At 55.2% G+C, this 9,190-nt stretch carries 8 protein-coding genes and 1 tRNA gene; 7 read left to right on the forward strand and 2 right to left on the reverse strand.

The window, feature by feature from the left end; genetic code table 11:
• Positions 1-64: 64 nt before the first annotated feature.
• Positions 65-3,193: an adenylate/guanylate cyclase domain-containing protein gene (locus tag ACR0AH_RS20840; RefSeq protein WP_480593609.1), complete on the reverse strand. Its 3,129-nt coding sequence runs from the start codon at positions 3,191-3,193 to the stop codon at positions 65-67.
• 116 nt (positions 3,194-3,309) lie between these two features.
• On the opposite strand from ACR0AH_RS20840, the gene ACR0AH_RS20845 reads away from it, so the two are divergent.
• The 7 genes from ACR0AH_RS20845 to ACR0AH_RS20875 all read left to right on the forward strand — a co-directional run bounded on the left by ACR0AH_RS20845 (position 3,310) and on the right by ACR0AH_RS20875 (position 9,143).
• Positions 3,310-3,588 carry a hypothetical protein gene (locus tag ACR0AH_RS20845; protein WP_170734238.1) on the forward strand — a complete coding sequence of 93 codons (279 nt, stop codon included), beginning with the start codon at positions 3,310-3,312 and terminating at the stop codon, positions 3,586-3,588.
• Between the two features lie 636 nt (positions 3,589-4,224).
• Complete coding sequence (locus ACR0AH_RS20850; RefSeq protein ID WP_170734239.1) at positions 4,225-4,437, forward strand: helix-turn-helix domain-containing protein; 213 nt, start codon at positions 4,225-4,227, stop codon at positions 4,435-4,437.
• A 168-nt stretch (positions 4,438-4,605) separates the two neighbouring features.
• The gene (locus ACR0AH_RS20855; RefSeq protein WP_480593611.1) at positions 4,606-6,285 is read left to right on the forward strand and encodes a site-specific integrase; all 1,680 of its coding nucleotides are present in this window, start codon (positions 4,606-4,608) and stop codon (positions 6,283-6,285) included.
• A gap of 232 nt (positions 6,286-6,517) precedes the next feature.
• Complete coding sequence (locus ACR0AH_RS20860) at positions 6,518-6,904, forward strand: hypothetical protein (RefSeq protein WP_480593613.1); 387 nt, start codon at positions 6,518-6,520, stop codon at positions 6,902-6,904.
• A gap of 75 nt (positions 6,905-6,979) precedes the next feature.
• Entirely contained in the window at positions 6,980-7,111 is a 132-nt protein-coding gene (locus ACR0AH_RS20865) for a hypothetical protein (RefSeq protein ID WP_480593615.1), read from the forward strand.
• 3 nt (positions 7,112-7,114) lie between these two features.
• Positions 7,115-7,336: a hypothetical protein gene (locus ACR0AH_RS20870; protein ID WP_480593617.1), complete on the forward strand. Its 222-nt coding sequence runs from the start codon at positions 7,115-7,117 to the stop codon at positions 7,334-7,336.
• Positions 7,337-7,493: 157 nt separating this feature from the next.
• On the forward strand, positions 7,494-9,143 hold the full coding sequence (locus ACR0AH_RS20875) for a recombinase family protein (protein ID WP_480593621.1): 1,650 nt from the start codon (positions 7,494-7,496) through the stop codon (positions 9,141-9,143).
• Here the strand turns inward: ACR0AH_RS20875 and ACR0AH_RS20880 are convergent.
• Positions 9,100-9,176: transfer RNA gene (locus ACR0AH_RS20880), tRNA-Met, on the reverse strand. The two genes, ACR0AH_RS20875 and ACR0AH_RS20880, sit on opposite strands and share 44 nt — an antisense overlap.
• Positions 9,177-9,190: the final 14 nt, after the last annotated feature.

Here is a 9,190-nt window from a genome sequence, read left to right on the forward strand (position 1 = left end):
TTCCCCCGGTTTGCGGGAAAATGTGGACTGTGAACGGGATTTCGGGTTGCAGGGTGCAGCGTGGTCAAACGGCGGGATGGGCCTTAATCTTCTTTTCGATTGTATCGGTCAGCCGTTCATGGAACCTGATGGAGGAGACCGCAAGAATCTCACGGGCTTTGGACATTTCCACGGCGGCTTCTTCCGGATCACCCTGATGGAGCAAGGCATCCGCAAGCAGGCTGTGCGAGAAGGCAACGATCTGACCCGATCCTGTGTCCACATATTTTTCAAGCCCGTCCCGTAGGGTCTTGACACCCGTTGCTTCGCCACATCTGGTCTCGGCCCATCCCACAAGTACGGCGGACCAGTGTTCCCAATACTTGAATTTCTTTCTTTTGCTGGTTTCGTACGCTTCCTTGGCAAATTCTAGACAGGGTGCGGGCTCACCGTAGGTACAGTAAATGGACGCGATAATGCTCAACGCGTAGCAGCGGGAGAATTCGCTGCGTTCGGCGCGGGTTTTGGCTATCGCCTGCTCCAGTTCCGAGCGCACCTTGTCATCTTCAGGGTCCTGCAGAGTGCGTGCCCAGCAGCGCATCACCATATCGACAATTTCCGTATCCGCTGGATAGAATCGGTTGATTTCGCTCAAGTCGCACTGGGCGCGATGTTCAAGTGCACGGTCCAGATGAGAAATCGCCTGGTCGAATTCGCCCCTAAGCAGCGAAGCCAAGCCGCTATTGTGTTCGCTTAAGGTGTGCAAAGCGGCATTGGGGTCATCGGCCAGCATGTCAGTCATTTGTTCGCAATACGGCCAGGCCGCATCGGGGCGGCCACCGATCAAGTGTTCACCTATGAGCTGGTGGAGGTTGGTAAAAGCCACTTCGTGATCGCCACTTTTCTCGTTAAGCGCGATCAGCTTTTCCAGATTTCTTGTGATGTCGGGCGAGCCCCAGCTGCGCATTTCAAGGGCGACGGCGAGAGACTGGCGCAATTTGATCTCGATCTGGTCGGACGTTTCGTGGTGCTCAAGCCTGTCGTGCGCCTCGATCGCGGCGCTCATCTGGGCAATTGCTTCGTTGCTGGCATAGTTGCGCAGGCTCAGCTTGGCAGCTTCGTGCCACCGATCCCGCGCAGCGTCGAATTGTTCCGCCTTTTTGTAGTGCAGCGCCAGAATTTCGGGCTGACGTGCGCAAAGGTTCGCAAAACGCGCTACCATGGTTTCGGCAATGCGGAGGTGAAGACTCCTTGCCTGTTGTGGTAAGATCGCCTCGTAGGCGACATCGCTGATCAGGGCATGGCGGAAAGAAAAACTGCTTTCGCCTCCTTCAAATTTCTCCACCATGGTCTGTGCGCGTGCGAGGTTTTGAAGCTCTGACAGGATTTCATCGACCGGTCGCCCAGCAACGGCGGCGACGAGATCACTCGTAAAGCCCTGTCCCAGAGCGGCACAAATTGAAATCGTGTCCGGTGCGACGCTCAGATGGTCGAGCCGGACCCGGAGCAGGTCCTTCAAGTTCGACGGGAATAGTGTTTCTTGTTTCAAATGGCCGTCCGGCCGGATTGAACCCGCGGAGCGGGCCAGCATACTCACCATTTCCTCAACAAAGAGCGGTACGCCTTCCGAACGGGTGATGATGGTTTCCATAAGCCCGTTCAGTGCCATTCCGTCGCTCATCAGTGCTTCGAGTAGCTGTGCTGTTTCGCGCGTGCCCAAACTGGGCAACGACAATGTGGTGACCTTGGGCAGGTTCGACCACCTTGGTGTGTATTCAGGGCGGTAGGTGCCCAGTACCATGACCCGCAGATTGCCGATTCGCTCCAGCAGGTTGTTGAGCAACTCTTCGGAAGAGGGATCGATCCATTGCAGGTCTTCGAAGAGGATAAAGACAGGTTTTTTGAGCGAGGCGCGTTCGACGTAGTTTTGCAGGATCTCAAAAGTGCGCGTTTTAATCTCTTCGGGCGCCACAGGCGGGCGTTGCTCCGGCGCACCGAAAGAAAGCAGGTTGGAAAACAGTGAGGTCACTTCGTCGGAGGCGTTGCCGCGCTCTTCCAGAAACGTTTTCAGTTTGGATTCACGCTCTTTGAGAGTGTCGTTTTCCTTAAGGCCTACAGCATTGATGATATGTGACTTTATTGGAAAGAACGAGCTGTTTTCATGGTAGGGTGAGCACTGGAAGCTGAGCCTCTGGCCCATGGGGAGAACGAGCGTTTGCTGTATTTCCTCTGCTAGACGCGACTTTCCGAGCCCCGCCTCGCCAGAGAGAAATATTGCCTGTCCTTCGCCACGGCAGGCGGCGTTCCAGCGTCTGCGCAGCAAGTTGAATTCGCCTTCACGTCCAATCAGGGGGGTTAGTGCGCCGTGCATCCGCTTCTCGAAGCGTAGCTCTGTCTTTCGAGATTCTATGACCAGCCAAACACTTACAGGGCGCGAAAATCCTTTCAATTGGTGTTTGCCGATCGAAGTGCAGCGGAAGTTGTACCCCAAAAGCCGCCGCGTTCGCCCAGATATGGCAATTTGCCCAGGATCGGCCAGCGCCTGAAGGCGGGCGGCGAGGTTGGGGATATCCCCCAGCACGAAACTGTCGACCTGTTGTGTGCCGTGCATAATGTCTTCGAGCAGAACATCGCCGGTCGCTATGCCAATGCGCACGGACAGTTTTTCTAGCGGGGGAACAGGGATCACGCTCACTTTTTCGATGATTGCAAGTGCCGTGAGCACTGCGCGCTCTGCATCATCTTCGTTGGCTACCGGGTGACCGAAGTAGGCAACCACCCCGTCACCGACGAATTGAGCGACATAGCCGAAATTCTCTTTGATCGCTTCGGCACAGAGGTTCTGAAAGGCCTTGAGCGAGTCTCGATACTGCTCGATCCCCAGTTCCTGCACGAGCCCTGTCGAGTTGACCAAATCAACGAACATGATCGTCATCTGACGCAGCTCGCCGATGGACCTTCGCGGCCGTTCTGTCGCGATTTCGAAGGCGGAGGCGGATTCCTGAAAACCGGCAACGTCGGGGTCTTCCCTCTCCTCCGGCAGCGCCCTCATCGCTTTGAGAAGTCGTTTGCTATCGCCAAGCGCGATGCCAAGGCTTGCGAAATCCTGCTCAGAAAGCTCTCCGATGACGTCTAAATCAATGGAATTGGCTTCCATCACGTCGAGGTATTTTTCCAACTTCAGAGATTCGAGCCATGACTTTAATGTAAGCATCGGCAACGGGCCCTTCACTTCTCTACGGTTCTGGCAGGCCGGTTAACGCGAAGCCAATTCCGGATTAATGAAGCCAACAAGAACTCGCGCCAAATGTCAAAGGATGTGCGCTGTTTGTGCCGGAAGCACAACTACTACTTGAAGGCGCAGTTGCCGAACGGGTTAGACGTCGGTCGAAAGAAGACGCGATCCGGGATTTGAAGATCAACGAACACGACATGGTAAAAGAAGTCCGCGAACGCGTGAGCCATGGCTACCGTATCCAGCACAGTCGCGGTCTTGGAACACGGTGCGGATTCAGCAAGATCTTCATGTTCAAACGCAATCCCGATCAAACGATAGGAGAGAAGATCACCGTAATGCTGTCCGGTGCGGTCAAGCGGGGCTGGGACTGAACCTGTTGTCAGTTGCGCAGAAGAGATCGGGGCCGGGTTGACACATATCGGCGTTAACCGACCGGAGTGGCCTCGTCGCTTGTCAGAGAGAGGAGGTATCCAGGCACTCACCCGGCACCCTTGCGCTTGAGACTATCACGTCCGGATAACCACCCAAAGTCAAAACAGACAAAATTTAAATAACTTCATTGAGTTAAACATGTAGAAGTCGGGCCTGATCTCAGTAGTGGTAACCGTGAGGTAACCACGCCGTGCTGCCCTTGACAGGCAAGCGACGGCTCATAGGTTAAGAGTACTATCAATTCACCAGCCGTGATGGCTGGGCCGCAATCATTGGGAGAAAATAGGACGACTCATCGTCCTTGACACACTCGATAGCAATGATCCTGATCTCGTTTGAGGTCAGTGTTTTGTCGCTTGGAGTGTACTCCTAAGCCAGAACATCGCGATCATTGCTTCGAACGGTTCCTTTAAAAGGAACGTATCGATGACGTGTTCGTCTTCTGCTCCCACGAGCAACCTGCCCAAACTTGATATCCCCGAACCTTTGATCAGCCTTGTGCGCCTGTTGGCACGCGAAGCGTGCGCGGACTGACTTTGCAACCAGTTGCAACGGCAAAGACCCGGAGGTTGATCATGGTTGATCTGCCAATTTCGGAGGAGTCCGCCTATCTCAGCGTGCGCGATGTCGCCGCGCTGTTTCGCATTAGCACCAAGACCGTTCGCCGCTGGATCAAATCCGGTGATCTACCTGCAACCCGGCTGGGCCGCGATTGGCGCATCGCGCGCTGTGATTTGCATGCCCTTGCCAAGCAACGCGGCAATCTGGCAGCGGCCCATGTTCTCTAAAGCCCTCACAAATCTCGGCTTTTCCGGCGTTCGGGAAAACGGGGCCATGGATTTTGGCTACAAATTCACACCTTTGTTTTCCCGAATGTCTGCAAGAGGGCCGCCGTGGGTCTGCCTGTCCTCGTTTGTCCCCTTTTGTCCCCAATTTCAAAACCGAAGTGGTTTATCATGACACATCACCAAGAGATCCAACCGCCAACAACGTTGGCCGAGGTTCTGGACGTTCTGAAGTCCAATCCTGACCCTAACAAAAAACGTCAACGCTCCAAACTGTCCGCGATTTCGCGCATCAGTACATACCTGAACCGTCCTCCGTCAGATATCCCGACGGACATTCCGCAACTGCGCAAATTTCTGGCATCGCTGCATCTTGCCGCCTGCGGGGTGAAGCCCAACACCCTCAGCACTACCAAAAGCGATCTGGCCAGTGCCCTGCGTGCGGTCGGGGTGTTGCAGGATTTTCAAGCCAAATCTGAACTGACCCCGGAGTGGGGCGCGTTTTTGACGACTGTGCAATCCACCCATCAGGTTTGGGGCTTGATGCGGTTTGCACGCTATTGCAGTGCCCGGTCGATCTCGCCCAAGGACATTGGTGGCGAAGTGGTTCAGGCGTTTCTGACGGTCCTCGACGCTGTGCTGCTGAAGAATGAACCGGCCAGTTACATTCAGTCCATGATCGATACATGGAACCGCGTGATTGACAAACACGGTCTCGATCTTCCCCGGCTGGACCGCTTGTCGTCGGACTGCTATGTGACCCGCCCGCTGACGGACTACCCGGAAAGCCTGCAAGCAGAGATCAAAGCCTATATCGACCGCTTGGCGCAACGCGATTTGTTCAGCGATGACGGGCCTGACAAACCGTTGAGTGAGACCAGCCTGCGCAATACCGAAGCCCGTCTGCGGCAGATGTTGGACGCGCTGGTAACCTCGGGGCAAAGCCCGGAAAAGTTTACCAGCCTTTCTGTGGTGGTTACGGCGAACAATCTCAAAACAGCCTTCCGGACGATCATAGACCGGCGTGGGAGCGACGGTCTGCCGACCGGGCTGAGCAATGTTGCATCAACGTGTATCGCCATTGCACGGCACCACCTAAACGCACCCGAAGACGCCATCAAGGCGCTCAAAGACATTCACAAGAAAGTCGCAGCGACCGCTCGTGGTATGAGCAACAAGAATGCGGAACGCCTTGCGCAGTTCAATGATTGGGAGAACGTGGCCTTGTTGTTGAGCCTGCCGGACACGCTGATGGCACGGGCGGATGACAATCCGACTCGTCGCGACAGCGCATTGGCGGCGATGCATGCGGCGGCACTGACGATCCTCCTGAGCTGTCCCATGCGCGTTAAAAATCTCGCGAACCTTGATTTGGACAAGCATTTGATCCCTGCCCGCTCGGGGACGCACACCTATTATTCCATCCGCATCGAAGGGATCGAGGTAAAGAATGGGGAGCCTATTGAGGTCAAACTGAACACCCGCAGTTCCAAACTTCTGCACCGCTATATCATGCAATTCCGTCCGCAGGTGTCGCAAGCGGGTGGGCACGCTCTGTTCCCCCGCAGCAGTGACGGAAAGCCCCGGTCGCCCGCAAACTTTGGCGGTGATCTGACCCGTCGTATCTTTCGTGAGACCGGGTTGAAGGTTCACCCACATCTGTTCCGCCACATCGCGGCCAAGCTCTATCTAGAAGAACGCCCCGGCGACTTCGAGACCGTCCGCCGCCTGCTCAAGCACAAGCGGCTCCAAACGACGATGGATTTCTACGCATCGCTCGGCAACCAATGGGCACACGACCACTATGATGAGGTGGTTCTTTCGAAGTTCCGGGGGACGTCCGATGACTAACCCGATTCCTCTTGTTCTTCTTTATCAAAATTGGCCCCAGGCGGATAAAACCGCCTGGGAGGCCATGTTCGTAGAAGGTGACATCTTTGACGGTACAGGCCCCTGAGCGAGCTGGTCCGAAGGCAGCCGCACCAAACGACGCCAGAGCTACGGATACTGGCTGTCATGGATAAAGCGTCATCAGCCTTCCCTTTTGGATCGATCCCCGGCAGATCGCATTACCAAAGATGCCGTGCGGAGATATCTGGAAGAAGCGGAAGCGCGCGTAGGCCTCATGACCCGCAAGAACATGATTTGTGATCTGTATGTGCTTGTAAAGGCGATGGACCCGTCAGGAGATTGGGACTGGCTAAACAAACTGTCTAACCGTCTGGTACATCTGGCAGATCGCAAAAGCCTGCCGAAAGCGGTTCCGATATTGGCAGGTGACGCTCTGACCAAAAGCTTGCAATGGCTCCAAGATGTGGAGAGTGATCCGTCTCTCAGTGACCTGAAGCGCGCAATCCACTTTCGGGCAGGCCTGATGATCGCCTTTCTGATCTTGCGGCCCGTACGTCGTCGCGCGTTGCTAGCGCTGACAACGGACCAGCATCTGCGCAAAAACGCCGAAGGGTTCTAGGTTCACCTTTCGGCGGAAGACACCAAAGACAAAAAAGCGCGGTGGTTTCCTCTGCCTAAGTTTCTGGTGCAACCGATGAAGTCTTATTTGGATGTCCATCGCCCGATCTTGCTCGGACCCAAGACATCCAATGCTCTGTGGATCAGCCAATATGGAGATCCGATCACCCCGGACGGCCTGTCTCGTGAGTTGCCGAAAGTGGCGTAACGCATGCTGGGCGTTGAGTTGCGCACACACAAGTTTCGGCACATTGCAGCGACCACCATCGCCGAGAAAGACCCGGAACATGTCAACATCATCCGGGATATCCTCGGGCACGCCACGCTGGACATGTCTCAGAAGCACTACAATCGTGCCAATGGTCTGTCTGCCAGTGACGACTACCAATCTCTCCTGCAGGCAAAGATGAAGACCTTGGGTCGCAAACGATAGGGTTTTGCGCCCGAAAGCCGCTTGTCAGTTCGGTCAACTACCTATGCCCGAAGCATTTTTCATTGCAACGAGTTGCAATCGAAAGTGGAAGACACAGCCCGATCTATGCCTATTATGGGTTGGGCCAACTTGTTTCTCAGTCCGAAAGGCCCAACCCATGCGCGCCTCCATCTACGCTCGCTACTCCACTGATCTTCAAAGTGATGCCTCCATTGAGGACCAGCATCGGCTCTGCCTCCGTCTAATCAATGGTAACGGGTGGCAGGAGGCCAAGACCTATTCCGACCGGGGACTGAGCGGAGCGTCACACCTGCGCCCCGGCTATCAGCGTCTTTTGGAAGGTGCGCGATGCAATGTGTTCGATGTTGTCGTGGCTGAAGGTCTCGACCGCATCAGCCGCGATCAGGAGCACATCGCGGCCTTCTTTAAGCAGATGCGGTTTCAGGGCATCCCGATTGTCACCGTGGCTGAAGGTGAGATTTCCGAACTGCATATCGGCCTCAAAGGCACCATGAGAAGCCTGTTTTTGAAAGACCTCGCACAAAAAACCCACCGTGGGCTTGAGGGACGTGTGCGCAAAGGTAAATCAGCCGGTGGTGTCACCTACGGCTACGATGTTGTTCGGGACGTTGGGGCAGATGGGTCTATCACCACAGGGGATCGCCGGATCAATGAATGCCAATCCCAAATCGTTCGTCGTATCTTTCAGGATTACAGCCATGGGATGAGCCCACGTGCCATCGCCACCAATCTGAACGAAGAAGGCATTCCCGGACCTCGTAGTACATGGGGCGCATCGACCATCTATGGCAACCACCAACGCGGCACCGGTATTCTTAACAACGAACTCTATATCGGGCGGCTGGTTTGGAACCGGCAGCGTTTCGTCAAAGACCCAAACACCGGTAAGCGACAAGCACGCCCAAACCCAACGGAGGAATGGGTGATTGAAGACGTGCCCGATCTACGGATCATTTCCGATGACCTGTGGAATGCCGTGAAGGCACGGCAGGAAAAGACGCGCAACGCCGCGATCAGCGATAGCATCAGGAGGCTGGGCCGCACCAAGCGGGCACGGCATCTGTTTTCCGGCATGCTGACCTGTGGGTGTTGTGGCGGCGGTGTCATCCAAGTCGGCAAACACTACTACGGGTGTTCCACCCAACGGAACAAAGGCACCTGCGACAACCGGTTGACGATCAAACGTTCGGAATTGGAGGACCGTGTTCTCTCCGGCCTCAAGGAACAGATGCTGCACCCCGATCTGATTGCAGAATTCACCAAAGCCTATCAAGAGGAATACAACCGCCTTGCCGGGTCCATTCAACAGGAGAGGGGTAAAGCCGAACGCGATCTGGCTCAGGTAGAGAGTAAGATCGCCAATCTCATCGACGCTATCACTGACGGGATGTTCCACTCCAGCATGAAGGAAAAGCTGACAGCGTTAGAGGCACGCAAATCCGAACTCCAAGACAACATTAATTCGGCGTCGGATGACCCCCCAGTTATGCTGCACCCCGGTTTGTCCAACGTGTACCGAGAACAAGTCACCAACTTGACCACAGCGCTGCGCGATCCCTCTTCCCAGGCTGAAGCGACATCTATCATTCGCGGTCTGCTGAATGAGATACGATTGGTCCCGGAAAAAGGGGAATATACGATTGAACTTGTTGGGGAACTGGCGGGTTTGCTTGCGTTGGGTGTGTCCCAGAATGAACAAAGCCGCCCTGAGGCGGCTTGTTCGGTAGTTTGTTCGACCCAAGTGGTTGCGGGAGCAGGATTTGAACCTGCGACCTTCAGGTTATGAGCCTGACGAGCTACCGGGCTGCTCCATCCCGCGACACTTTAAGTGAC

The organism is Ruegeria sp. AM5 (assembly GCF_056540645.1).